Here is a 24,129-nt window from a genome sequence, read left to right as displayed (position 1 = left end):
TTCAGTACGCCTTTCTCAATACTGTGTTTTTTTCTTGTATAAATTCTTTAAACCAAAAGTAGCTTTTTTTGGGAATTCTTTTCAGATCTTTAATGTCATGATTACTACGATTAACATACACAAATCCATATCTTTTTTCAACATTTCCTTTGGAACTAGGTATGTCTATTAAACCCCAACCTAAGTAGCCAATAACATTAGCACCATCTATTTGTATCGCCTTCATCATTTCATTAATATGATCCTTATGATACGCAATGCGGTAGTCATCTTCTATTCTGCCGGTACCCTGCCATTTCTCAAAAGCGCCGATACCATTTTCGGCGGGAAACACTGGTAACATAAATCGATTATGCATTTTTGTAATCGTGTTTCTAAAACCAACGGCATCAATCTGCCAGCCAAAATCTGATGTTTTTAAATGATGATTCGTAATCTTTCCTTGTGTCATAAAATGATTCGGTTCAGTTTTGTCAATAATTAACTGACTGTCAATAACTAAGCTGTAATAATAACTAAAAGCTAGAAAATCGCTAGTCATATTAGGATAATCTAACAAGCATTGGTTGATATCATCATTAAGTGATGACAAATTATTGCGTTTCATGTAATTAATTACTTCCGGAGAACGTTGACCAGTCGCAAAGAAGCTTAAAAAATCTTCATTGACAAACTCCATTGCTTGACGAGTGTACATCACATCCTCTGGAGATTGAGAAGCCGGGTACATTTCTTGATAAGCAACCATACCGCCAACTTTCATATTAGGGAAACTATGGACAAAATCAGCAATCTTAGCATAAGCAATTAATGAGTTGGCAGAAATTTTGTATAAATCTTGGATACTTTTTGGTCCAGATAGATAACCAGAGTTTTGAAATCCTTCTTCAAAAGTCATACAATTTTGTTCATTAAAGGGAATCCAATACTGAATTTTTTCAGAAAATCGCTCAATAACAATCTTGGAAAACCGAACAAATGCTTCTCTGACATGATCACTAATTAAGCCATTAAAATTTTTTGCCAAGGTCAAAGGCATGTCGAAATGATATAGACAAACAACAGGAACGATATTATGTTTTATTAAGCTATCAATAAAGCGCTCATAATACTGCAATCCTGCTTCATTTATTTCACCATCGCCATCAGGGATCACACGTGACCACGAAATTTGAAAGCGGTAACAATTCATCCCAGCATTTGCCATCAGTTCAAAATCTTCATCATATCTGTGATACTCATCAATCGCCACCTTCCAATCACTAGATTCCTCATCGGCTGCTTTTACATCATAAACAGACGGGCCCTTTCCGTCTACATTCCAAGCACCTTCAGTTTGCATGCTTGAAACAGAATTACCCCACAAAAAATTTTTTTCACTCATAAACTATCTCACCTCTCTGTAATTAATTTATAATTGGCTTTATACAGGTATTATCTCTCAATTAAATAATTTGTCAATACAAATTATTTAATTATATTTACATATTTAAAATACGTGTATATATCCAAAAAATATGTTAACATAGTGTTGATTAATTACTTTTAAAAGGATATCCTAGCAATGAGTTTATACCAAGAAATAGCAAAACATTTACGACAAAAAATAGAAGATGGCAATTATCAACCTGGCGAAGCATTGCCTAGGCAAGCTGATCTTGCTAGTGAGTACAACACTTCTCGTGTAACTATCCAAAAAGCTTTAGACATGCTTTTTAACGATAATTTAATTATTAGAAAACAAGGTAGTGGTACTTTTGTGTCCCCTACTTATTCTTCCGCATTAGACATCATTTCATCACAATATGGTGGCACAACGCAACTTTTTTCCGGAAAAGCCGACGTATCCACCAAAGTTTTACATTTTGAAATTCGGCTGCCTACCAATGAAGAGAGCAAACAACTAAACATTTCGACAACAGTGCCTGTTTACGACATTTATCGTTTAAGAAAACTTGATCAAGAGCCATATGAGCTCACTAAATCAATTATGCCGCTATCTGTTATTTCAAACTTAACTCAAGAAGTAGCTGAACACTCAATCTTTTCATTCATTCAAAACGACTTAAAAATGGCGATAGGAAGTGCAGTTCGGCGTATAAGTGCAGATAAAGCAACTGATGATGATATAAAATACCTTGATTGCTTGAAAGAAGATCCTATTCTACAAATTACTCAAACAGTGAGTTTAAAGGACGGGCGTATATTCGAATATTCTCATACACGCCATAGATATGATAAAGGCAGTATTGTTGTTTTCAATAAAGTGCCTTTATCATAAAGCTAATTATTTAGTGCATAACTTATATGTCTTATCATTAAATCAACAAGCTCATTTTTGGGGTAATTCTGCAACAAATATCGAGAGCAAAAAACGACCACGTATAGGCTATACGTGGTCGTTTTTGGTTAATGATTTAAATAACGTGGCAAATAGTCAGCGTTCATCCTCATCGATCTGATTAATTTTATCAAAAACACGGAAAAGATTTTCCATCTCAGTTAATTTATATTTTTTTAAATTGCGATCATATACAATTTCTGATTGAACTGACTCACCAACTTGCAAATCATGCAAAAAAGCACGGATTTCAGAAATATCACGTTGGACAGTTTTTCGACCAATAAAAAACATATCTTCGATTTCTTCAATAGATAAGGCTCGTCGACTAATCAATGCTGAGTAGAGTCTAAGAATGCGTTGTTTATCATTAAATACCGTTTTACGTGCTGACATAATTTTCCCCAGATTTAAATGTTAAATTTATTGTACCAAATAAAACAAATGTTCGGTACAATAAAGTTATAAATATTTTATACGAAAGGTTTAAACTATGTCATTCTTTAACTTATTTAAAAAGAAAAATTCAGATACAACTACCACTGAACCAAAGTATGCACCAAATGAACCCATTACTTGGGAAAATACAACGGTGGCAGATGATTTTTTTACAGGCTATCTTGATGCCATTTCTCAATTAGAAAGTGATAAACAAACTGCTGCAGCCGAAACGCTTCGCGCTGATGAACCAACACTACAAATGGCTTTTATTGATCGTTTTGCAAAACATGTACAATCTGAAACAGCTACCATTAAAGACGCTGACGAGCGAACTGAAGCAATTATCACAGCCATAAATACCATACGCGTGCATAATAAACAGATGAATATAACAGTTCGGGCACATTTAGCACAAACAAAGAAAAACTTAATTGGAGAACAACATGAAAATTAACGTCACTTTAGAAAATGGTTTGATTCCAGATAAATATGCCAAACACGCACCGATACCTTACCGAACAAATGATATGCCAACGGTAAACTTTCCCGTGATCATTCATGATATCCCTGAGGGCACAAAATCTTTATCTGTTAGCCTGATTGATTATGATGCCGTACCAGTTACTGGATTTCCATGGATTCACTGGCTAGCAGCTAATTTGCCTGTCGATGACATTCCTGAAAATCTCCGTGCTACACACAAAGGCATTTCTGGTACGAATTCAACATGGCATATGGTAAAAAAAGCCAATGAACCAGCTAATCCAGCAATTAATCAAGCTTACATCGGCCCTATGCCACCAGATAAAACACATAACTACACCCTCAGTGTGTTTGCGCTCGACACAACACTTGATATTGAAGACGGCTTTTTCCTCAATGAACTACGTACAAAAAGCAATGGTCATGTTTTAGCCAGAGCAATTTTAGAATTACCTGCACGTGCCTAACACTTCTTCGGAAGTGTTTTTTTCTGATTTAGAAATGAATGACCCAAAATTCGGGTAAAGCATAAAATAAACCAACAAGCACCAGAATATAGATAATAATTGAAAGATAAAATCATAGGCGTGTTTTTTTATTGCTAAGCAAAATAAAGTTTAACAATTTTTCGCGGTAATAATATAGCACTAATAGAGCAGCCATGCCACAGACTAACATCAGAAAAAATTCACCACCATTAAAGCGGTGTTTTGAAAACATCCTTTAAAATATCTAACAATAGCGGTTCAACGACGGCCTCTGATTTCCACAAACACTGTAACCGTCCGCGAGTGATGACTTGATCATTGTATGCTGCATTATCCCTGTTTAGCTGTTTTTGTAACTCATTATTTTCCCCAATAACGTCTTTGATTCTCATCAATCCCTCCATATTTTGCTTTAATTGCGACCACGTTTCAATAAATAACTGCAAATGTGTTCTACCATCAGATACTGTGTCAAATCCTGATTCCTGTAACCGCTGATTAAGAACATACCCATATAACTTCTCACGAGAAATGATGAGCAACATCGCACCTTCTAGTGTGACTTTTAATAGTTGTGCATTGCCTACCTCGTTTTGCAAGATAGCACTTTAATGGTTTTTTATACATGAATATAATTATATTCATGTAAACCATGCATACTAATTGTATTTAAATACATATAGGTTTATATTTATAACATTAACTACTCAAGGAGGCACAACATGAACAAAAAAATAATTAATGTCGCAATTGTCGGCGTTACCGGTTACGGTGGGCTTGAATTGCTGCGCTTATTACATAATCATCCGACAGTTCATGTTGTGTCAATCCATAATACCTCAAACGATTCAGAAGATATTAGTGTCAGTTACCCACATCTACAATCTATGTATAAAATAACGCCAACACCTTTTGATCCTTTGCATATTATGCAATCTACTGATTTAGTTTTTTTCGCTACTTCTAGTGGTGTGTCTAAGGACTTGGTACAATTATTTATTGAAGCTAATTTTCCGGTAATTGATTTGTCCGGTGATTTTCGACTTAACGCCCCTGACTATGAAATTTGGTATAAAAAGACACCTGCATCGCAATCTTTATTAGATCAAGCTAATTATAGCCTCGCTGATTTTTACCAAAATGATAGTCACTATATTGCAAACCCTGGATGTTACGCTACAGCAACATTATTAGCCTTGGCACCCTTGGCTCAGCAGCAATTATTAGATCAAGAAAACATCGTTATTGACGCTAAAAGCGGCCTCTCAGGCGCTGGTAAATCACTCAATTTATCAAGTCACTTTATCAACGTCAATGAAAATTTCAGCATGTACAAGCCAAACCACCATCAGCATATCCCAGAAATTACACAACAATTAAAACACTGGCAATCAAACATTGATCATATCCAATTCACAACATCATTACTACCCATCAATCGTGGCATTTTTGTTAGTGCTTATGTTAAATTAACCAAGCAATTATCAGCTGATACCTTACAAAAAATTTTTGAAGACACTTACAAAAATAAACCATTTGTGCGTGTCATGCCTAAAGATCAACTACCAGATATTAAACAGGTCGTTGGTACCAATTTTGCAGATATTGGATTAACCTATAACCCTAATACAAAATATCTCACAATTGTCAGTGTCATTGATAATATGATCAAAGGTGCCGCTGGTCAAGCAATTCAGAATATGAATCATCTTTTTAACCTAGATGAGACAACTGGTTTACAATTAATAGCTCAGTACGCTTAACAGAAACTTTCATGAACAGGAAAACATTATGACAGAATTACTGCAAAAAATTCATCAACTTAATATTGCTGACATTGCCGCGCCATTAGGATTTCACGGTGATGGTCAACATGTTGGTTTGAAACACAAATCAAAAGATCTTGGTTGGATTTACAGTGAGACACCTGCTGCTGTGGCGGGTGTCTTTACAACAAATCAGGTACAAGCAGCACCGGTTCAGCTCAACAAAGCCACCATTAAAAATGGCAAATTACAAGCTATTATCGTGAACTCCGGCAATGCTAATGCTGTCACTGGCAACATTGGACTCGAACACGCAAAAATCATGCAAGCAACAACTGCAAAGGTTTTGAATATTGACGCTAGTTTAGTTGGTGTTGCTTCCACAGGTATTATCGGTCAAATCTTGCCTATTGATAAAGTTGTTGCCGGTATTCATCAACTCAACATTGATGGCGACACGAACGGCTTTGCTCACGCTATTATGACAACTGACACGCAGGAAAAGTCAATTACCATCCAAAGCAATATTGGTGGCCATCTTGTCACAATGAGTGGTGTTGCCAAAGGTTCTGGTATGATCCATCCAAATATGGCAACTATGCTTGGCTTTATAACAACAGATGTTAGTGTGACATCTGATTTGCTACAACAGGCTTTATCTGACGACGTTGAAACCAGCTTTAATCAAATCACGATTGATGGTGACACAAGCACTAATGATATGGTGCTCGTTATGGCAAATGGACTGGCGGGGAATGCAACAATTACGACCGCCTCTGCGGACTACGATCACTTTAAAGCCATGTTGCACACTGTGACAACAGCACTAGCAATTGACATTGCTAGTGACGGTGAGGGTGCCACAAAATTATTAGCCGTGACAGTTAATAACAGTCACTCCGAATTAGATGCACGTATGGTAGCAAAAAAAGTCGTTGGTTCATCTCTTGTTAAAACAGCGATGTTTGGCAAAGATCCAAACTGGGGTCGTATTATCGCAGCTATTGGTGCCAGTGATGTGACTATTAATCCGAATATAATCGACATTGCGCTTAACGATATACCCGTCATGACAGCCGGCGCACCTGTTGAATTTAATCAGGAAATGATGTCTCAATCACTAGAACAAAAAAATATTGCTATCGCTATTAATTTACACAATGGTGCAGCTCATGGTCAAGCATGGGGATCTGATTTAACTTATGAATACGTTAAAATCAATGCACTCTACACAACATGATTACCATGTAGGAGGACGACACATGACCAAAAAAATAGTTATTAAAATTGGCGGTACTGCTGCCACTCAACTCACACCCGCCTTTTTTGAAACAATCAAAAGTTGGCAAAAACAACATGCCCAAATTGTCATAGTTCATGGTGGTGGTAACCATATCTCATCTTTGATGGCACAACTCAACGAACCAATTCAAAAAATTAATGGCATTCGTTTTACCACACAAAACGGTATTAATATCACTAAAATGGCCTTGTTGGGACAAGTGCAACCCGCACTTATTGAAGCGTTTCGTCAAAATGCGGTGTCAGCTATTGGCCTAAACGCCGGTAGCAATCAATTATTAACTGGTCATGTTTTAGATCAAGATGTTTATGGTTACGTTGGCACCATTCATCAAGTCAATACACAACTCATTCATAATATGTGGCAACAACATCTAGTCCCTATTATTGCGCCATTAGCTATCTCAAATGATGGTCAGTGGCTCAATGTTAACGCCGATCATGCCGCTACTGCTATTGCCAAATACCTACAAGCTGACGAACTTTATTTATTAACTGATGTTTCCGGCGTTAAAGTCAGTGGTAATATTCTACAAGAATTAACACCAGAAAAAGCACTTGAGCTGCAAACGTCAAATATTATCACCGGTGGCATGATTCCTAAAATAAATAGTGCCCTTGATGCCGTTCAACGTGGTGTGCATAATGTTCATATCACAAATACCGTGACTCATCCCGGCACAATTGTCACACTATAACGAAATTTTTAAGGAGAATAAAAATGCCTCTATTTCCAAACTATCATCGTGCCCCAGTCACATTTGTATCAGCAAAAAACGCTACTTGGTTTGATGATCAAAATCATGCCTATAGCGACTTATCAAGCGGTATTGGCGTCTATAATGTCGGCGCTAATAACCCTAAAGTTGTCGCTGCACTAACAATGCAAGCAGAAAAAATGTGGCACGTACCTAATTTGTACCTGAATCCTTTACAAGAGCAGGTTGCAGAAAAGCTTGGTGGTGACAGCTACACTGCTTACTTTGCCAATTCTGGCGCTGAATCCAATGAAGCTGCTATCAAGTTAGCACGCTTAGCAACTGGAAAATCGACCATCATTTCATTTTCAAATTCGTTCCATGGCCGTACTTACGCCGCAATGGCTGCTACGGGACAAGATAGTATTCACGCCGGACTACCAATGCTTGCTGGTTTTGAATACGCAGTATTTAACGATATTAATAGTGTAAAAACGCTCATAACAGATGATATTGCTGCTATTATGCTGGAATTAGTTCAAGGTGAGGGTGGTGTCATTCCTGCCGAACCTGAATTTGTTAAAGCACTTGTCAAATTAGCCCATGATAATAACATCCTCATTCTAGTTGATGAAGTTCAGACAGGTATAGGTCGTACAGGCACCAAATTCGCCTTTGAACATTATAATTTTGAACCGGATATTTTCACGAGTGCTAAAGGGCTAGCTAACGGTATTCCTGTAGGTGCAATGCTTGCCAAAAATGTATTAGCCCCCGCATTGGCCTATGGCACACACGGATCAACATTTGGTGGCAATCCCTTAGTTATGGCGTCAGCCAACGTGACCCTTGACGTCTTGGACAACCTATTACCTGAATTGCAGACAAAAATCACTATATTGTGGCAAAAATTAGCTGAATTCAATCATTTAAATGTCGTAACCGATGTTCGTGGGCTTGGTATGATGGCTGGTATAGCTTTAACTATTCCTGTAAATGAAGTCGTTTCCGATTTATTAAATGAACAAATCATTGTATTATCAGCTGGTCAGAACACCTTACGTTTATTGCCCCCACTGACTATTCCAACGGAACAGTTGTTAGAATCACTTGAGAAAATTAAAAAATATCTTTCTGAAAAATAAGTGTTGACATTTATTTTTAATCTTGATATACTTTAGTAGTTGTTTAAACAACTCATTGCTCCATAGTTCAGCGGTAGAATAGCACACTGTTAATGTGATGGTCCCTGGTTCGATCCCAGGTGGAGCAGTCTCAAAAAAGAAAACCTCATCAAATTGAAGAAAACCCGATAACTTGGACAGAATAAAAATCTGTTCAGAGAGTTATCGGGTTTTCTTATGTCAAAATGTTCGTGTTGAACTACCTTAAAACACATCCATCAACTGACACCTGAACAACAAAAACTCGCTGGCTTACGTAAGAGAAACTATCATCTAGCGTTGAAAAATGCTTGCTTACCATGGTAAGCAAGGCGTACAAAAATTAAAAGCCTTAGTGGATATCAACGAACCGAGAAAAACAAACGGCCATCACGTCACTAAGGCAGACTAAACGATTCATATTAAATGATTCATTGGATTTAACACAGCTTAAATGCAGTAGTACGCACTACTATTAGAAGCACATCCCATCAGTACAACATCAGATAACAAATTAGTCGAAGCGATTTGTCAAATCAAGTCGCCACAGTTTCAAACAGAATAAGGTTATCGTCGAGTCATAACCTTATTTCTGATGAAAACTGGTCATTTATTGCGCTAGCAGAATCTATGTTTGTGGTCTGATTAAGTTGATACTTTGGTGTTTCTGATCCTTGTTTAGTAGCTCGTACTTTTTTAAAATAATGATATTTTTTCTACTAGTGATTTGTCATTCAGTCGTTAATTAATTTTGTAAATGGTATATTTTCTTGTATGGTGGATTGTAGAAATATTAATAAAAATTTCAATTAAATGTGACATACGAATTTTCAAGCTATTGTTTATTTAACCAAACTGACATTTCTCCGTTTCCCCGATTCGCCCATGAATAATAAGGAATTAGTTTTAGAATTCCTGTCGTCTCTAAAATGTTTGATCTAGCCATATCATGATAAAGATTTGATTCAGCATCATCCAGTATTGGTTTAATGCTATCTATATTTATCACGTTAACACCTCCAAGTAATTTGGAATCAAATTCAACCGTAACTTTAGCATTTTTTTTGATGATCTGCGTCCATAATTTAGATCCATTATCCACTTCTTCGGCTGTGTAAACAAGAGGACCGCGCTGAATGGCAACTTTCCCAAAGTTGGAACGAACACGATTGTTGGATTGCATAAACTTAACCTCCATATCCAATGTTAAGTCTATTGACATTGTACTGTCAACAACATCAAAATAGATGAATCCATCTATCACTCTTGATTTTTGAACGGTTCCATTTACATTAATTGAAAAATCGGCAGACCAGCTGGGTACGCGAATACCTATGCGAAATTTCACTTTTTTAGGGTTGACTATAGAATAATGAATATTACCATTCCAAGGAAAGTTACTTGTTTGATTAATCATAATACTATTTTCAAAAGTAGCTACATTGGAGATAAATTGATGTGATAAAATGCTGTCTTTTGTGACTGTGTATAAATATTGATCGAGAGATGTGATTAGACGAGATAGATTAGCCGGACAGCAAGCACAGCCAAACCAATCAGCACGGTGTGTTAGTATGTGAGATTTTCCTGGATTATTTTTACTATCGTCCGGGTTAGCCTCTAGTGGATTAACATAGAAAAAGTGTTTGCCATCAAGTGCCATTCCGCTTAGAGCGCCATTAAATAGCTCTTTTTCAATGATATCGGCATATTCACCCTTAGCCTGAAGATCGAGCATTTTTTTGGCAAAATATACCATACCAACTGATGCACATGTTTCACCATAATTAGTATCATTTGGTAAGTCATAGTCATAGGTAAATGCTTCTCCAGTAGCCGTTTGTCCAATATTACCGGTAATGTACATTTGACGCTTTACAATATCATTCCAAAATTGATTGCAGACGTTAAGTAAGGACTGGTTACCGTTGTAGCGTGCGACTTTTGCCATACCTGTACATAGATAGACGGCTCGAACAGCATGTCCTTTTGGTTTTTTTTGTTTATAAATTGGTTCAGATGCTAAATAGTAATTCAAATCAAAATCACGCATACCAGCAATTAAGTCACGTTGGGGACTTTCTCCGTCTTTAGCAATTTGATCTTGAAAGAAATTAGGATCTGTTCCTCGTTTGTTTATAAAGTATTCTGCCAATTTGAAATACTTATCATTGTTTGTAACTTCGAATAGTCTCACCAACGCTAACTCTATTTCTGGATGCCCATCATACCCAGGTATTTTCCCATTTTCATCACCAAAATTTCGATCAATACAATCAGCCATTTTTTTAGCAATATTCAGTGCTTCTTCATTTCCAGTTTGCTCGAAATACGCAACTCCAGCTTCAATGTAATGTCCCATCGAATAAAGTTCATGTGATTGCTGTAATCGTTTGAATTTACGTTCAGGTGCATCAATTTGGAAGTATGTGGATAGGTAGCCATCCGAATCTTGTGCTTTACTAATAAGATTAACTACTTCATCCGTAATTTTTTTTAAATCTGGATTTTGAGTGTAGCTAAATGAATAGGCTGCTGCCTCAAGCCACTTATAAACATCTGTGTCTTGAAAGGGAAAACCATAATGATGACCACTTATATCGCCTGCCGCAATTTTTAAATTGGCAATAGCGTGGCTCTTTTTATCTTGACCGTTATTTTGTGGATCTTCAGCAATGGAAATATTTGCTTCATCATTCATTACTTGCCACTGGTAAGGTAAAACTTCATCGACAATTAACTTTCGATAACGATTCCAGAAATTAGATGTAATTTCAACTTTTTTTAATTCAATATTTGACATCGGATATATTACCTTTCAGAGTATAAAAAATAACTACTTTAGTTCATCAATATGTCGTTTAAGAAGGTCTGCTTGGATAATTAGCTCTTTTCCTTCTCAATTTCAATAGACAAGGAATATTTTAAAATATTAATTAAACCAGATGTCGTTTCTCTAAGTCTGATTTAACTATATGCTCATTATTTTCCCATTTACGGTAAAATAACATAATAGCAAGACTAACAGCACAAATTATAATTGGAACCCAAATGAATGAAAAAGTAATACCTTGCATACTATGTTTAGTTTGTGTTTTATTCGCAGCGTCAAACCCAAATATATTCATTATAACAGAAGTAATGAAAGGTCCAATTCCTTGTCCCATTTGAATACAGAATGATGCGCCAATTGCTGTTAAAAATCCATTAGCTCGAATTCCAGTTTTCCATTCACCAAAATCAACAGTGTCCCCAATCATTGCAAAAAACATGGTTAATGCGCTACCTGAACCAATGCAGACGATACACCAACCAATCAAGGCAAAATTCACATTGGTTCCTGCTATTCCCATCATTAACTGTCCTATAATAGTGATTCCAAGCATCAGTACAGTTGTTCCCCACTTACGTAAATATTTGGCAATAAATGGAACTGATGCCATACCAATAACTTGAATTATAGAAAATCCATTAAATATTGAAGTTAAATGTTGATTTCCCATATTATACTGAAAATAATAAGGTAGTGCCGCATTTCTAGTTGCATACGATGTCCAGAAAATAACATTCGACAAAACAATAATAACCCATGGCCAATTCCCTTTTGTTGATTTAAAACTATCTTTAATCGAGATCACTTTCTCTTGGAAAATATTTTTTTCACGCATATCTAAAAATGCAATTATTAATAGAACAAATGCAATAATTGCATACATTCCAACTGCCATTGACCAACCTTTTTTATCATTACCATTACCTAATAATGCTGCCAAAGGAATAACAAATGTCACCGCCAACCAGTTCCCAACATTGCCCAGTACCAGCCTTATTGAATTAGCCGACATTCGTTCATTTGAATCAGAAGTAATATTAGGCAAAACTGCTGTAATAGGTGTGGACAACGTAATATAAATAAAATCAGCTAAAAGATACATTACTCCGGCATAAATAATTTTACTATTACCACTCAAATTTGGTGTCGTAAATAATAACCAAATGACTACTGAATAAGGAAGAGCCATCCATAGAAACCAAGGTCGACTTTTACCAAATCTACTATGTGTATGATCGACTAAAATACCGATAAAAGGTGCCCCAAATGCATCTACAAATCTTCCTAAAAGTAATATCGTTCCAGCCGTTGTGATGGATAGCCCATATACATTGGTAAAAAAATATAACATGTACGATCCAATAATGCAAAATAAAATATTTCCTGCCATATCAGTAAATCCATATGTCACTTTCCGATGGAATGGAAGAGTATTAGTAGAAACTTCTTTTTTTTGAGTGTTCATTAGCGTATTCTCCTTTATTGGATAGCTTCAAAGGCTTCTTTTAGTTCATTAAATTTATTTTCACGAATGTAAGTAGGAATTGTTTCTATTTCAGTGTTAACTATCAACGTAGTGCCACCCTTTAAAAGTGACCCTGTCTTACTATCAATCCAATTTGTTCCTTTAGGAAAGTAAATTTGGCGTTTTATTCTATCTTTTGAAGAAAATAAGATTGGAATAACTAGGATATCATCCCCAAACATGTATTGGTCTTCTATATCCCATGCCTTCTCATCTTTATAAAAATCATAAAAAATTGGTCGAATAATTGGCGTCCCTTTTTCATGTGCAGAAGCCATTGTTTTTTTTATATAACTTTTTAAATTCACACGTAAATTCATATATTTAGTCATTATCCCCAAAGCATCATCTCCATAGGACCACGGCTCTGTTGGACCACCGGAAGGCATTTTACCACCGCCAACATTACTTAGCGGAGAAGTATGTGGTTCGCGATCACCATGCATTCTCATTACTGGACAGAAAGTTGCAAATTGAAACCACCTTGTAACTAATTCTTGGAAGTTGGGATCATCGTTTACACCTCCATGAAATCCTCCAATATCTGTAGTCCACCATGGAATCCCAGCAATTCCCATATTTAAACCTATAGCCACTTGATTACGTAGTGATTGAAAGCTTGAATCAATATCTCCAGACCAAACTAAAGCGCCATATTTCTGACTTCCGGCCCACGCACTCCTAACAAGATTAACTATGTCGTCAGATTTACCAAATTTTTTCATACCTTCATAAACCATCTGACTATATTTAACCGGATATATGTTTCCCACCTGCAAATTACTACCTTCATAATAACGATAATTATCAAAATCATAAACACTATATTCAGGCTCAGCCTCATCCAACCAAAACAGGTCAACACCTTTATCAAGATAATTTTTTTTAAGTAAACTCCATACATATTGACGTGCTTCAGGATTTGTAAAATCTACAAATCCATTATTTCCAAGGAAATTCATGGTTATTGGTACTCCACGTTCGACTTCAACTAAATATCCGTGCTCATTCATTTCTTTATAATGGCTACTAGTTTCATCCACAGTTGGCCAAACAGATACCATCACTTTAATACCCATCTCATGTAATTCTTTAGTCATTTTTTCCACATCTGGCCAATATGTTTTATCAAATTTATATTCACCAGATTTAGTCCAGTGGAAATAATCAATTACAATCACATCGATAGGTAACTCTCTTTTTTTAAATTCATGTGCAACGTTCAAAACTTCTTCTTGGGTACGATATCGTAGTTTACATTGCCAATACCCTAATCCATAATCTGGCATCATAGGAACTTTACCCGTAGCATCTGAGTACTGTTCTTCAATTTGAGCGGGATTATCTCCTGCTGTAATCCAAAAATCAACTTCTTTAGCTGATATTGCATGCCATTCTGTTATATTTTTCGCAAAACTTACATCTCCAATCGAAGGCGTATTCCATAGAAATCCATATCCAATATTTGATAACATAAAAGGCACACTGGCTTGCGAATTACGATGAGCTAATTCAAGTTTAGCATTTTTCAAATCAAGAAAATCCTGTTGATATTGCCCCATACCAAAAATTTTTTCATCATTTCTTGTTTCAAATCTCATTCGAATTTCATAATCTCCACCGATGTTAGATTTAAATTCACGAGAATCAATATTCAATGCACTATTAAAGTGACTAATCTTACTTTCATCAACTCCTGTATTCATTGTGTCGACACGATTTCGTTGATAACCTTTTAGTAATGCCTCTCCCTTTTCATTGTAAAAACACAAATTAGAAAACTCATCAATTTTAGCTGTAAGTAGTCCATTTGTTATTTGTCCATAACCACTTTCTATTGTCATTTTCGTTTGATTTTCTTCAATTTTTTCAGTCAATGCATTTTTATTTCCATTAAACTTAGGATATTTTGTTGCCCGAACTCTAAAACTATTCCTCCCCCAAGGTCTTATTTCTAAAACTTCTTTGCCATTTCTAAAACATAAACATCCATCTTTTTCGTATAGCATAATATGCTCCTTCTATTTATTAATTAGTTATTTTTACCAACTAAAGCGTCTAACATAAATTTGTACAAGTTAATTGTAACCGTTTACATTTTTATTAAAAACGAGTATATTAATGTAAAAGGTACACATAATGAACTTGGAGGTGCCTATATGAGTAAAAAAGTATACAAATTCAACTTGGCGGTTCCTTTTTCATTTTATAAAGCCGGTCAGTATCAAACAGATAATCATTGGAAACACAAAGATATTATCAATATTAATGATTTTGAAATTCTTATTGTCATTAGTGGTCAGGTATTCATTCAAATTGCAAATGAAAAATTCGTATTAAGCAATCATGATTGCTTAATAATTCCTCCTAAAATCCGTCATTTCGGATATAAATCATCACCTATAAATACAGAATTTCTTTGGGTTCATTTTTATTCAAATGGGCTATTTAATGTATTGAATGAAATGGATAGTGGAAAGAACCAGTTAATTAATCAACATTTTACACTCTTTAAATTCAGTAGAATTATATTACTGTTTCGGCAAGTATTGGATTCTGCCAATGACCCAGACTCGCCACTGATAGCAACTAATTTTTTTGTATCCAGTTTAGCATTGGAAATTTCAAAACAATCTATGCACTATTCCACTATTTATAATAACCGGATGAAAGATAGCTCGCGTTTTGAAACTATTAAAAATTGGACACGAATACATAGTCATGAAAAATTAACGGTTAAAAAAATATCTGATGCATTTGGTATAACAACCCCAACACTAAACAGAATGTTTCATAAATACTTAAATTGCACTACTGTCCACTTTATCAATATAATTAAAATTGAAGAATCTACAGAATTGTTATTAACCACAGACATAACAATAAAAGGAATTGCTTATGAGTTAGGGTTCTATAACGAAAAATATTTTTTTAAAATTTTCAAACAAATCATGGGAATCACTCCATCAGAATTTAGAAATGCTAATCCTAAAACCTACTTAAATAACCAAACAGTCGATCCTGAAATTTCGGATCCAACTAGAATTTAAAGGTTCTCTAATTTAGGTTTAGCTGGTCATACGTTTTCTGATAATAACTTTGCACAGGAATATTGAATGAATTACTAACTGTTACGTAGACACAGTAAATATTAAAATTTAGAAACATAATACTTGTTAGAATACTGGATAATGTATGGTTTAATTCTAGTTAACAAAGCATGATAGGTTTCAAATATTTGTCGATAGTAGTAGTCACCAAGTCAGCTAATGATTGCATATGATATTCATGGATCCGAAACTATATAAAAATGGTTAGAACATTTATCCAAGAACCCTTTTATGACTCTTCCTTCCAAATGAGGGTTATTAAATGGTGCCAAGTCCATCAAGCTTCGTTTCCAATGACTGCAAGTCATTTCAAGATTAAAAATCCAGTAACTATATGAGATTAGAAACAAAAAATTAGCGGCTGAGAGTATCTTATCTCAAGGAAAAGGCGGTCTAGTAACATGTCAAATACAACAAAATCCCTAAAACTATTAAGCAATTACAAACAGAAAATAAATTATTAAGAGTAAAGGTAGCCTACTTTGAAAAAGAAAATACCTTAGTTCATAAGAAAAAATATCAAACGGTGAATTTACAATATAAATACAACACTTTCGCACAAAAATAGCCCATAACTGGTACGTTTTCTATTTTGACGACCAAATCAAAATAGAAAACGTACCAGTTATGGGCTATCATCTTCTTACCTTATTTAAGTGTAAACAGCTACTAATCTCTAAAATAAAGTTTTCTGAGTCCTGCTATAAGAACGTTGGTCGCTCTCTCATCACTCATTTTTTTATCATTAGTACTTTGAATAAAATTAGAAATAAATATTTTTTCTTTATCATTCAAATCTTCGATTTCAAACAAACCTGATGATAACGATTGTTTTTGATTTTTTTAAACATTTTTGATAACATTTCCTATCATAAAGTATTTAACTATTATTTATATTGACCAGAAAGCCATCTGCCTAGAGTTTAAGACCGGCCATTACCATTGTTTGTCAAATACTATGCCAAATTGCAGAATTATCGGTGGCATATTTATGAGTTATTGTATTATATATATCTGCCAAGGGGATTACATGAATAATTTTGCCACCATTAACTTGTGCTAATTGGGTATCATCACCCATGGTTTGAAACTCTGCTCATGTCTTCATGTAACCACTCTCACTTATTTTTATTTAAATATAATGAGAACTTATCATAAAATATGGTAAATAAATATGGCCCATTGCCATATTTTAGCGTATTATGTTACACTTTATTGAATCCACAGATTAAATGACCGACCAAAATCACTTGCAAAATCTGGTCTTTGTAGTTTTGTGTACAGATCTAATCCTTCTTTAGATAGGTGTCCCTGTATAGTTAATTCCCAAAAACCATGACTTAATTGCTGAAGGACTGTTGGTACAGCCACTTTATTAGATAATTGGCTTATTGCATTATCTATCAGGTTTTGTTCGATATTAGACTGTACATGAACAGATTTTAAATAAGTTGCGAGTTCTTCTTTATTATTTTGAAATAATTTACTCATATCAATACCTCACTTTTTTATGGATGAAGATGTGCCAAAGGACCATTCTGTGCCCAGCCATTGACCATTATTGATCCTAGTGCAGGAACAGCTACATTCCAATCTACTCCTCCTTTACCTGTATTTGAGTCAAGCCAAGCTCCGTTTCCATTCGGAATATAAACTCTCTTACCACCATTAACCTGAGCTAATTGGGTGTGATTCATTGTTTGAAAATCTTGTAATGACTTCATGTGCTATTGTCTCTTTTCTTTTTTAGTTGCTTATGTTCAACATAATAACATGAATTTTAACGATTTTTTATACCATTTTGGTATATTCTAATGTTTTATGTTACAGAATTAGGCTGTTAACGTCTACTTTAAACAAGGATGACAGCTCAATCAACGTATCAATCAATATCTGGTATACGCGTGCCTTTTTCATAACGGGCAACAGTTGCCTGTGTGGTTTCTAAATGATGTGCTACGTATTTTTAGATTAAACCAAGCTATCACTCTAAGGGTTTTGATATTCTGGCAAATATCTGGTTTGTCGCCAGTTAGGATAACGGCAACTCATCACTGAGTATGTTAGTTACTGCTATTTTGTCCAACTTCTTGGACTCTCATCAAATTGATGAAGTTTCTTTTTTTATATTTAATGCCAACAAAAACAGTCGATCAAAGTATCTCCTAATCGACTGTTTCAACTGACCTACTTGATTGCATAATGCACTGCTGCTGCACCTAAATTGAAACGTGAAATAGTCACTTTTTGAAATCCTATTTTCAGCAATGTTTGCCCTAAAGTCAAGTAATCCATAAAGTTTTCAGTTGTTTCGTCCAAGTATTTATACTCTGTATATTTTCCTTTAGCAAAAACTTTGCCAAATATTGGCATCACTTTACCAAAATAGAGTTGCCAAAACGGTTTCACAAGTGGATTATCGGGTTGAGAGGTTTCCAAAATAACAAGCTGTCCACCCGATTTTAGTACACGATACATTTCCTGCAATCCGCGCACTGGATCAGGCAAATTACGTAGTCCAAAGCCAATTGTCACAATATCAAACGTATCATCTTCAAATGGTAATGCCATCGCATCCCCTTGAATCAAGGTAATTTTATTAGAGAAATCACTGACATCAACTTTTTTCTGACCAATCGCAAGCATTTCCTCACTAAAATCAAGCCCTGTAACATCTGTCGTAGCATCACTTTTTTCAGCCAATGCTATCGCCCAATCGGCTGTCCCTGTTGCCAAATCAATGATATGCGCTCCTACAGGAAAAGTCATTTTAGTCATCACCCTTTGGCGCCATAGTTTATGGGTCCCAAAAGAGATGATGTTATTCATTTTGTCATACTCAGGGGCAATTTTATTAAAAAGCGCCTGAACATCAGTATTTTTAGGTGATTGTGTCATAATTTTAGTACGTGAAACCGTTGACTCACGCATTTCTCCTATTATTAATATTATTTCAATTCTTTTAATTCAGATAGCACAGCTACAAAACGATGACGCTGAGTTTTACCACTCGCTGTATGGTACCATGTTTCAGCGATGTAAAAGTGTTTTGGTACTTTATAATGCGCTAAGTTGTCACGTCCGTACTGGCGTAACTTATCCATCGACAAATTCATACCGGTAACAACAGCAACAGGAATCGATCCCCACAGTTCATCTGGTACCCCAACAACAACCATATTATCTAATCCAGGCATTTTAACGTAGGTAGCTTCAATTTCATCTGGGAAAATATTTTCACCACCAGAACTAATCATATCACCCGCACGACCTTGAACATATAAAAAACCATCGGCATCAAAATAACCAAAATCTTCGGTATTAAACCAACCAGATTGCATATTTTCAGTTAATTTAGCTGGCTGATTGAGATACCCAACTGTCAAAGTTGGTGATTTAATCCAAATATTGCCTTTTTGAGCCGATTGCCCAAATTGATTCCTTATTTCAATAGAAACTGGAAATAGTGGCTTTCCAACTGAACCCAGCTTATCATGAATATCAGTTGGATCAAGTGCCACTACCTGAGAAGCAGTCTCTGTCATGCCGTAGGATTGAACAATTGGCAAATGATGTGCCTGTGCTTGCTGCAAAGTCAGTTTATCCGTTGGACCACCGCCTAACAACATTGCCCGAAATTTATCATTATAGTTCACATTTTTTGGCAGTTCCGCTAACAATTGTTTCAACATGACTGGTACAACAGACATTGTCGTAATTGAATCTTGAATTAATAACTTATTAATTTTCGACGCATCAAATTTTTCTACAAGCATGACTCGCATACCGTATATCAGACTGCGCATTAGAATAGAAAAACCACTGATATGAAAAATAGGCACCACAGCCAGCCATGTATCTTCTGCCGTCAAGCCAAGATTTAAAGCATTGCCCACCGCCGACATAAAATGATTATGATAGGTTTGCATGACACCTTTTGGGTTATTTGTAGTACCCGAAGTGTACATGACACTTGTCACAAAATCTTCTGGGTACTCAGCGACTGGTATTACCGCGCTACTTTCCGGTAACTCAGAAAACTTAATTTGCTGCGTAACCGTCAACTTTTTATCGTAATTATCATCTGTCAACACTACCGTAACTGATGCATCAGCCAACTGATAATTCACTTCCCTAGCTGATAGTCGTCGATTAATAAATACAATTGTTTTCCCAAGCTGTTGCAATGCCATAATAACAAGATAACCCTGTATATTATTCGTCATAATCAGTGCAACACGCTCATTTTTATCTCGCAACGCAGCAATTTTACCAGCAATATTTGCTGCTTCACTTGCTACTTGGTCAAATGTCATTTGCTTTTTGCCGTCGGCAACCGCCACACGGTTTGGCGTTAATCGCGCACGCTTTGTCAACCAATTTTCCATGTCAAAACCTCTTAATAACTATATTACCATATCATTTACAACAAAATAGCGCTTGCTTTTATAAGTCTACAAACGTAAACTATAGATATGATAAAAGAAAATAAAAATATGACAACCAGTGAGTGGGAAATTATGCGTGTTATTTGGACACTTGGAGAAGCAACGAGTCGACAAATTATACGTGTTATGCATCTTAAAACAGATTGGTCACCATCAACAATCAAAACGCTCATCACTCGGTTAAAAAATAAAAGTTATTTAATTGATAATGGCGCAGTTCGTGATCGACTTTATAAACCAACCATCACTGAGCACGATGCTATGACAAATACCCTTCATCAGACCATTAATTCAATGTGTGCGATGTGTGTAGGAGATGCCATAACAAATGCCATTGCTTCGACAACTTTATCGCGACATGATATTTTGCGCTTACAAGATATTTTATCGCAAAAGCTGAGTACTGCACCTGAAGCTGTGGCGTGTAATTGCATGCCTAATAATTGGGAGGATGAACAATGAAAATGACTGAACATAGCCATCACGATATGGCCGACATGCCTATGACTGAAAACATGGCTGATCATGATATGTCACATCACCACATGCATATGACTGCTGACCCTGGTATGGCTAATATGGATATGACTGACATGAAACGCCGCTTTTGGTGGTCTTTTGGTTTAATGATGCCAATCATTATCATCACCCCTTTCATGGGCTTATCTTTACCATTCACACTGACTTTTCCTGGCAGTAATTGGGTCACAGCTATACTCTCTGTGCTACTTTATTTTATTGGATCAAAGCCATTTTTTGATGGTGCCAAAAGTGAAATCAAAGCTAAAAAGCCAGCAATGATGAGCCTTGTTAGCATGGGACTACTGGTCACGTTTTGGTATTCAATCTATGCTTTACTAGCCAATCAATTCGTTCACGGTACTCATATCATGGATTTTTTCTGGGAATTTGCTACCTTAACAGTCATTATGCTACTGGGTCATCGAATTGAAATGGCAGCAACCATGAAAGCTGGTGACGCCACAGATAAATTACGAGCATTAATGCCAAATATTGCCCATGTCAGGCACGGCGATATGATGATGGATATGCCACTTCATACATTGAAACCTGGCATGATTGTCCAAGTATTAGCAGGCGAAGCATTTCCAGCAGATGGTGTTGTAATCACAGGTCACAGTCAAGTTGATGAGTCTCTTATGACTGGTGAAAGTCAACTGATTGATAAATCTGAAAATAGCCCTGTTGTTGGTGGCACAATTAACGGTAATGGCTCGTTAGATTTGCGATTAACTCAAGTTGGTAACAATTCTTTTGTAGGTCAATTGCAGGGTGTCCTAGCAACATCACAAGATCAAAAATCACGTGTTGAAACACTGGCCGATCGTGTCGCCAGCTACCTTTTCTGGTTAGCTTTAATTTTTGCTTTAGTTGCCTTAATTGTTTGGACCAGTCTACGTGGCCTGAGCGCTGCTATTAATATTGCCGTAACTGTCCTCGTGATTGCCTGTCCGCATGCACTTGGCTTAGCTGTGCCCTTAGTTATTCAACGTACAAAATCAGTAGCCGCGGCACAGGGCATTTTGATTAAAAATCGTAAGGCATTAACCGCCGCAAATCATTTGCAATTTGCTTTGATGGACAAAACAGGAACACTAACAACTGGAAAGTTTAGCGTCAATCGCATTATCACTTATGGTTTAGATGAAACACAAGCCGTTGCTATTATGTCAGCGCTGGATTCGCAATCAACTCATCCACTCGCTCAATCAATTACAGCGTATGGTCGTCAAATTCAGGCCCCTCTGTTACAAGCGGAAAATGTCACAAATATTGCTGGTTATGGTGTTTCTGGTATGGTTAATAATACGCATTATTTATTAGTATCTGAACGTTTTTTATCTGAAAAGCATATATTATTCACACCATTACATGACGAGGGTTCAATTTCATATTTATTAAAACATGATCAAGTTGTTGCAGCCATCTCACAAGGTGATACTGTTAGAGACACAGCGTCTGAATTCGTAAAGCATCTTGTTCAGTTAGGTATCACACCTGTTCTTGTCACTGGTGATAACATAAAAACGGCACAAAATGTTTCTGCACAATTAGGTATTAGCGCTATTCACGCCCAAGTCTCACCTCAAGAGAAAATTGCCCTAGTCATTAAATACCAACAACTAGGTGATGTTATGATGATTGGTGATGGTATAAATGACGCCCCTGCACTTGCGCAAGCAAACTTGTCGATAGCTATTGGAGCCGGTACGCAAGTCGCACAAGCTGCAGCTGATGCCGTACTGATTGCTAATCAGTTACCAAAAATTATTGATTTTCTACAACTCATTAAACGCGCTCATACAAAGCAAATTCAAAACTTATGGTGGGGGGCCGGATATAATATTATCGCTATTCCTTTAGCTGCTGGCGTTTTAGCTACCATTGGTTTAATGCTCAATCCAATGATTGGTGCCATTGTGATGTCGCTTTCAACGATTATTGTGACACTTAATGCGATGACGCTTAAAGCGTCACCAAACAAAAAATAATTTCTACCGTGAGTGTAACAAAAGACATCATACAATTAGTTCCCATCTAAAGATATCCGCATCGACAATGTAAGCGTTTTCTCTAATAATTTTATCATTTTTAACGATAAGAAGTTACTAGATTAACTCACAATTAACAATATAAAGTATTTAACTTCGCTTAAGTTTCTGTCACAATTTAACTGTTGTTTAATGTAAAAGTGTATAATAGAATGTATTGGTAATTTTACATAAATTAAGGAGAACATACTCATGCGTAAGTATATCGCAGAATTCCTCGGCACTTTCATATTGGTGTTCGTCGGAACTGGTAGCGTTGTTTATTCAGCCGCTACAACATCTTCACCATTAACAATTGCATTGGCCTTTGGATTAGCCCTCGCAGTTGCAATCTATGCCTTTGGCAATATTTCAGGCGGACACTTCAACCCAGCTGTCTCATTGTCAATGGCTATACAAAAGCGTTTAACATGGATTGAATTCATTGGTTATGTTATCGCCCAGTTATTGGGTGCCATTGTAGCCTCAGCTGCCGTTTACGGCGGTATATCAGCCTACCTAAAATCACCAACAGTCGTACAAGCTTTGTCTGGTCAAAAAATGTCAGTGTCACAATTTGTGAACCTTGCCGGTTTAGGTCAAACAAACTTTGCTGATGGTCAAACGTTGACAGCGTTCGTGTTTGAATTAGTTTTGACATTCCTATTCATTTTAGTTATTTCAATTGTTACAAAATTGGCTAACGTACCAGCACCAATCATTATTGGATTGTGGTTATCAGCTTTGCTTATCGTCGCATTACCAATCACTGGTGGCGCCTTTAACCCTGCTCGTGCCCTATCACCAGCTATCTTTGTTCAAGGAAAAGCCTTGGGTCATGTTTGGGTATATATCGTCGCTAACTTACTTGGTGGCGTTTTGGCAGCATATGCCGCTAACTTTTTCAACAAAGAAGTTAAAGAAGTAGCCTAATAATTTAATACAATAAAAAAACATCTCATCATGTGTGAGATGTTTT

The 24,129-nt window shown here is 36.1% G+C and carries 22 protein-coding genes and 1 tRNA gene; 12 read left to right on the top strand and 11 right to left on the bottom strand.

What is annotated here, in order from left to right:
* Position 1: 1 nt before the first annotated feature.
* Complete coding sequence (locus EUI_RS0102130) at positions 2–1,384, bottom strand: glycoside hydrolase family 1 protein (RefSeq protein WP_010015739.1); 1,383 nt, start codon at positions 1,382–1,384, stop codon at positions 2–4.
* Positions 1,385–1,564: 180 nt separating this feature from the next.
* On the opposite strand from EUI_RS0102130, the gene EUI_RS0102125 reads away from it, so the two are divergent.
* Positions 1,565–2,281, top strand: a complete 717-nt coding sequence (locus EUI_RS0102125) for a GntR family transcriptional regulator (RefSeq protein WP_010015738.1) — start codon at positions 1,565–1,567, stop codon at positions 2,279–2,281.
* Between the two features lie 156 nt (positions 2,282–2,437).
* Here EUI_RS0102125 and EUI_RS0102120 read toward each other — a convergent pair whose 3' ends face one another.
* Positions 2,438–2,737, bottom strand: coding sequence for a hypothetical protein (locus tag EUI_RS0102120; RefSeq protein WP_010015736.1), 300 nt, complete (start codon positions 2,735–2,737; stop codon positions 2,438–2,440).
* A gap of 97 nt (positions 2,738–2,834) precedes the next feature.
* On the opposite strand from EUI_RS0102120, the gene EUI_RS0102115 reads away from it, so the two are divergent.
* Together EUI_RS0102115 and EUI_RS0102110 are read left to right on the top strand one after the other, a co-directional pair.
* The gene (locus EUI_RS0102115) at positions 2,835–3,236 is read left to right on the top strand and encodes a hypothetical protein (protein WP_010015733.1); all 402 of its coding nucleotides are present in this window, start codon (positions 2,835–2,837) and stop codon (positions 3,234–3,236) included.
* On the top strand, positions 3,226–3,732 hold the full coding sequence (locus EUI_RS0102110) for a YbhB/YbcL family Raf kinase inhibitor-like protein (protein ID WP_010015732.1): 507 nt from the start codon (positions 3,226–3,228) through the stop codon (positions 3,730–3,732). Before EUI_RS0102115 ends, EUI_RS0102110 begins: the two co-directional genes overlap by 11 nt.
* Positions 3,733–3,962: 230 nt before the next feature.
* Here the strand turns inward: EUI_RS0102110 and EUI_RS10725 are convergent, their stop codons facing one another.
* Positions 3,963–4,352, bottom strand: coding sequence for a hypothetical protein (locus EUI_RS10725; protein WP_010015730.1), 390 nt, complete (start codon positions 4,350–4,352; stop codon positions 3,963–3,965).
* A gap of 123 nt (positions 4,353–4,475) precedes the next feature.
* Between EUI_RS10725 and argC the strand changes: the two genes are divergently transcribed.
* The 5 genes from argC to EUI_RS0102080 all read left to right on the top strand — a co-directional run bounded on the left by argC (position 4,476) and on the right by EUI_RS0102080 (position 8,792).
* Positions 4,476–5,516, top strand: a complete 1,041-nt coding sequence (gene argC, locus EUI_RS0102100; protein ID WP_010015729.1) for an N-acetyl-gamma-glutamyl-phosphate reductase — start codon at positions 4,476–4,478, stop codon at positions 5,514–5,516.
* A 28-nt stretch (positions 5,517–5,544) separates the two neighbouring features.
* The gene (gene argJ, locus EUI_RS0102095) at positions 5,545–6,759 is read left to right on the top strand and encodes a bifunctional glutamate N-acetyltransferase/amino-acid acetyltransferase ArgJ (protein WP_010015728.1); all 1,215 of its coding nucleotides are present in this window, start codon (positions 5,545–5,547) and stop codon (positions 6,757–6,759) included.
* Between the two features lie 22 nt (positions 6,760–6,781).
* Positions 6,782–7,519 carry an acetylglutamate kinase gene (gene argB / locus EUI_RS0102090; RefSeq protein WP_010015727.1) on the top strand — a complete coding sequence of 246 codons (738 nt, stop codon included), beginning with the start codon at positions 6,782–6,784 and terminating at the stop codon, positions 7,517–7,519.
* Between the two features lie 23 nt (positions 7,520–7,542).
* Positions 7,543–8,664: an aspartate aminotransferase family protein gene (locus EUI_RS0102085; protein WP_010015725.1), complete on the top strand. Its 1,122-nt coding sequence runs from the start codon at positions 7,543–7,545 to the stop codon at positions 8,662–8,664.
* Between the two features lie 56 nt (positions 8,665–8,720).
* Positions 8,721–8,792 (top strand) — tRNA-Asn (locus tag EUI_RS0102080).
* 725 nt (positions 8,793–9,517) lie between these two features.
* Here EUI_RS0102080 and EUI_RS0102075 read toward each other — a convergent pair.
* The 3 genes from EUI_RS0102075 to EUI_RS0102065 all read right to left on the bottom strand — a co-directional run bounded on the left by EUI_RS0102075 (position 9,518) and on the right by EUI_RS0102065 (position 15,049).
* Positions 9,518–11,485 carry a glycoside hydrolase family 127 protein gene (locus EUI_RS0102075; protein WP_010015723.1) on the bottom strand — a complete coding sequence of 656 codons (1,968 nt, stop codon included), beginning with the start codon at positions 11,483–11,485 and terminating at the stop codon, positions 9,518–9,520.
* 133 nt (positions 11,486–11,618) lie between these two features.
* Positions 11,619–12,980 (bottom strand): MFS transporter, encoded by a 1,362-nt coding sequence (locus tag EUI_RS0102070; RefSeq protein WP_010015722.1) that lies wholly within the window; start codon positions 12,978–12,980, stop codon positions 11,619–11,621.
* A gap of 14 nt (positions 12,981–12,994) precedes the next feature.
* On the bottom strand, positions 12,995–15,049 hold the full coding sequence (locus EUI_RS0102065; RefSeq protein ID WP_010015720.1) for a glycoside hydrolase family 31 protein: 2,055 nt from the start codon (positions 15,047–15,049) through the stop codon (positions 12,995–12,997).
* A 150-nt stretch (positions 15,050–15,199) separates the two neighbouring features.
* On the opposite strand from EUI_RS0102065, the gene EUI_RS0102060 reads away from it, so the two are divergent.
* Complete coding sequence (locus EUI_RS0102060; RefSeq protein ID WP_010015719.1) at positions 15,200–16,090, top strand: helix-turn-helix domain-containing protein; 891 nt, start codon at positions 15,200–15,202, stop codon at positions 16,088–16,090.
* A gap of 1,009 nt (positions 16,091–17,099) precedes the next feature.
* On the opposite strand, the gene EUI_RS10895 is transcribed toward EUI_RS0102060, so the two are convergent.
* From EUI_RS10895 to EUI_RS0102035, 5 genes are all read right to left on the bottom strand, one after another.
* Positions 17,100–17,231: a hypothetical protein gene (locus tag EUI_RS10895; RefSeq protein WP_010015718.1), complete on the bottom strand. Its 132-nt coding sequence runs from the start codon at positions 17,229–17,231 to the stop codon at positions 17,100–17,102.
* A gap of 131 nt (positions 17,232–17,362) precedes the next feature.
* Positions 17,363–17,641: a hypothetical protein gene (locus tag EUI_RS0102050; protein ID WP_010015716.1), complete on the bottom strand. Its 279-nt coding sequence runs from the start codon at positions 17,639–17,641 to the stop codon at positions 17,363–17,365.
* Between the two features lie 17 nt (positions 17,642–17,658).
* Positions 17,659–17,874 (bottom strand): bacteriocin, encoded by a 216-nt coding sequence (locus tag EUI_RS0102045; RefSeq protein ID WP_010015715.1) that lies wholly within the window; start codon positions 17,872–17,874, stop codon positions 17,659–17,661.
* A gap of 463 nt (positions 17,875–18,337) precedes the next feature.
* Positions 18,338–19,048 (bottom strand): bifunctional demethylmenaquinone methyltransferase/2-methoxy-6-polyprenyl-1,4-benzoquinol methylase UbiE, encoded by a 711-nt coding sequence (gene ubiE / locus EUI_RS0102040; protein WP_029508493.1) that lies wholly within the window; start codon positions 19,046–19,048, stop codon positions 18,338–18,340.
* Positions 19,049–19,098: 50 nt separating this feature from the next.
* Positions 19,099–20,538: an o-succinylbenzoate--CoA ligase gene (locus tag EUI_RS0102035; protein WP_010015713.1), complete on the bottom strand. Its 1,440-nt coding sequence runs from the start codon at positions 20,536–20,538 to the stop codon at positions 19,099–19,101.
* 87 nt (positions 20,539–20,625) lie between these two features.
* Between EUI_RS0102035 and EUI_RS0102030 the strand changes: the two genes are divergently transcribed.
* The 3 genes from EUI_RS0102030 (at position 20,626) to EUI_RS0102020 (ending at position 24,083) form a co-directional block, all read left to right on the top strand.
* The gene (locus EUI_RS0102030; protein WP_029508492.1) at positions 20,626–21,060 is read left to right on the top strand and encodes a CopY/TcrY family copper transport repressor; all 435 of its coding nucleotides are present in this window, start codon (positions 20,626–20,628) and stop codon (positions 21,058–21,060) included.
* Positions 21,057–23,111: a copper-translocating P-type ATPase gene (locus EUI_RS0102025; protein WP_010015710.1), complete on the top strand. Its 2,055-nt coding sequence runs from the start codon at positions 21,057–21,059 to the stop codon at positions 23,109–23,111. The genes EUI_RS0102030 and EUI_RS0102025 overlap by 4 nt, the downstream gene beginning before the upstream one ends.
* 252 nt (positions 23,112–23,363) lie before the next feature.
* A complete protein-coding gene (locus EUI_RS0102020) occupies positions 23,364–24,083 on the top strand; it encodes an MIP/aquaporin family protein (protein WP_010015709.1) in 720 nt (239 codons plus the stop codon).
* Positions 24,084–24,129: the final 46 nt, after the last annotated feature.

Source organism: Leuconostoc gelidum subsp. gelidum KCTC 3527 (genome assembly GCF_000166715.1).
GTDB lineage: Bacteria > Bacillota > Bacilli > Lactobacillales > Lactobacillaceae > Leuconostoc > Leuconostoc gelidum.
The sequence above is the reverse complement of the archived record's forward strand: the minus strand, read 5'-3'. Positions and strand labels throughout refer to the sequence as shown.

What these genes read in the sequence shown, in the direction of transcription:
- EUI_RS0102125 (WP_010015738.1), top strand. Translation starts at nt 1,565, where the DNA reads ATGAGTTTATACCAAGAAATAGCAAAACATTTACGACAAAAAATAGAA.
- EUI_RS0102030 (WP_029508492.1), top strand. Translation starts at nt 20,626, where the DNA reads ATGATAAAAGAAAATAAAAATATGACAACCAGTGAGTGGGAAATTATG.
- EUI_RS0102060 (WP_010015719.1), top strand. Translation starts at nt 15,200, where the DNA reads ATGAGTAAAAAAGTATACAAATTCAACTTGGCGGTTCCTTTTTCATTT.
- EUI_RS0102115 (WP_010015733.1), top strand. Translation starts at nt 2,835, where the DNA reads ATGTCATTCTTTAACTTATTTAAAAAGAAAAATTCAGATACAACTACC.
- EUI_RS0102035 (WP_010015713.1), bottom strand. Translation starts at nt 20,538, where the DNA reads ATGGAAAATTGGTTGACAAAGCGTGCGCGATTAACGCCAAACCGTGTG.
- argJ (WP_010015728.1), top strand. Translation starts at nt 5,545, where the DNA reads ATGACAGAATTACTGCAAAAAATTCATCAACTTAATATTGCTGACATT.
- EUI_RS10895 (WP_010015718.1), bottom strand. Translation starts at nt 17,231, where the DNA reads ATGGGTGATGATACCCAATTAGCACAAGTTAATGGTGGCAAAATTATT.
- argB (WP_010015727.1), top strand. Translation starts at nt 6,782, where the DNA reads ATGACCAAAAAAATAGTTATTAAAATTGGCGGTACTGCTGCCACTCAA.
- EUI_RS0102050 (WP_010015716.1), bottom strand. Translation starts at nt 17,641, where the DNA reads ATGAGTAAATTATTTCAAAATAATAAAGAAGAACTCGCAACTTATTTA.
- EUI_RS0102065 (WP_010015720.1), bottom strand. Translation starts at nt 15,049, where the DNA reads ATGCTATACGAAAAAGATGGATGTTTATGTTTTAGAAATGGCAAAGAA.
- EUI_RS0102070 (WP_010015722.1), bottom strand. Translation starts at nt 12,980, where the DNA reads ATGAACACTCAAAAAAAAGAAGTTTCTACTAATACTCTTCCATTCCAT.
- EUI_RS0102130 (WP_010015739.1), bottom strand. Translation starts at nt 1,384, where the DNA reads ATGAGTGAAAAAAATTTTTTGTGGGGTAATTCTGTTTCAAGCATGCAA.
- argC (WP_010015729.1), top strand. Translation starts at nt 4,476, where the DNA reads ATGAACAAAAAAATAATTAATGTCGCAATTGTCGGCGTTACCGGTTAC.
- EUI_RS0102075 (WP_010015723.1), bottom strand. Translation starts at nt 11,485, where the DNA reads ATGTCAAATATTGAATTAAAAAAAGTTGAAATTACATCTAATTTCTGG.
- ubiE (WP_029508493.1), bottom strand. Translation starts at nt 19,048, where the DNA reads ATGACACAATCACCTAAAAATACTGATGTTCAGGCGCTTTTTAATAAA.
- EUI_RS0102025 (WP_010015710.1), top strand. Translation starts at nt 21,057, where the DNA reads ATGAAAATGACTGAACATAGCCATCACGATATGGCCGACATGCCTATG.
- EUI_RS0102020 (WP_010015709.1), top strand. Translation starts at nt 23,364, where the DNA reads ATGCGTAAGTATATCGCAGAATTCCTCGGCACTTTCATATTGGTGTTC.
- EUI_RS0102110 (WP_010015732.1), top strand. Translation starts at nt 3,226, where the DNA reads ATGAAAATTAACGTCACTTTAGAAAATGGTTTGATTCCAGATAAATAT.
- EUI_RS0102120 (WP_010015736.1), bottom strand. Translation starts at nt 2,737, where the DNA reads ATGTCAGCACGTAAAACGGTATTTAATGATAAACAACGCATTCTTAGA.
- EUI_RS0102085 (WP_010015725.1), top strand. Translation starts at nt 7,543, where the DNA reads ATGCCTCTATTTCCAAACTATCATCGTGCCCCAGTCACATTTGTATCA.
- EUI_RS0102045 (WP_010015715.1), bottom strand. Translation starts at nt 17,874, where the DNA reads ATGAAGTCATTACAAGATTTTCAAACAATGAATCACACCCAATTAGCT.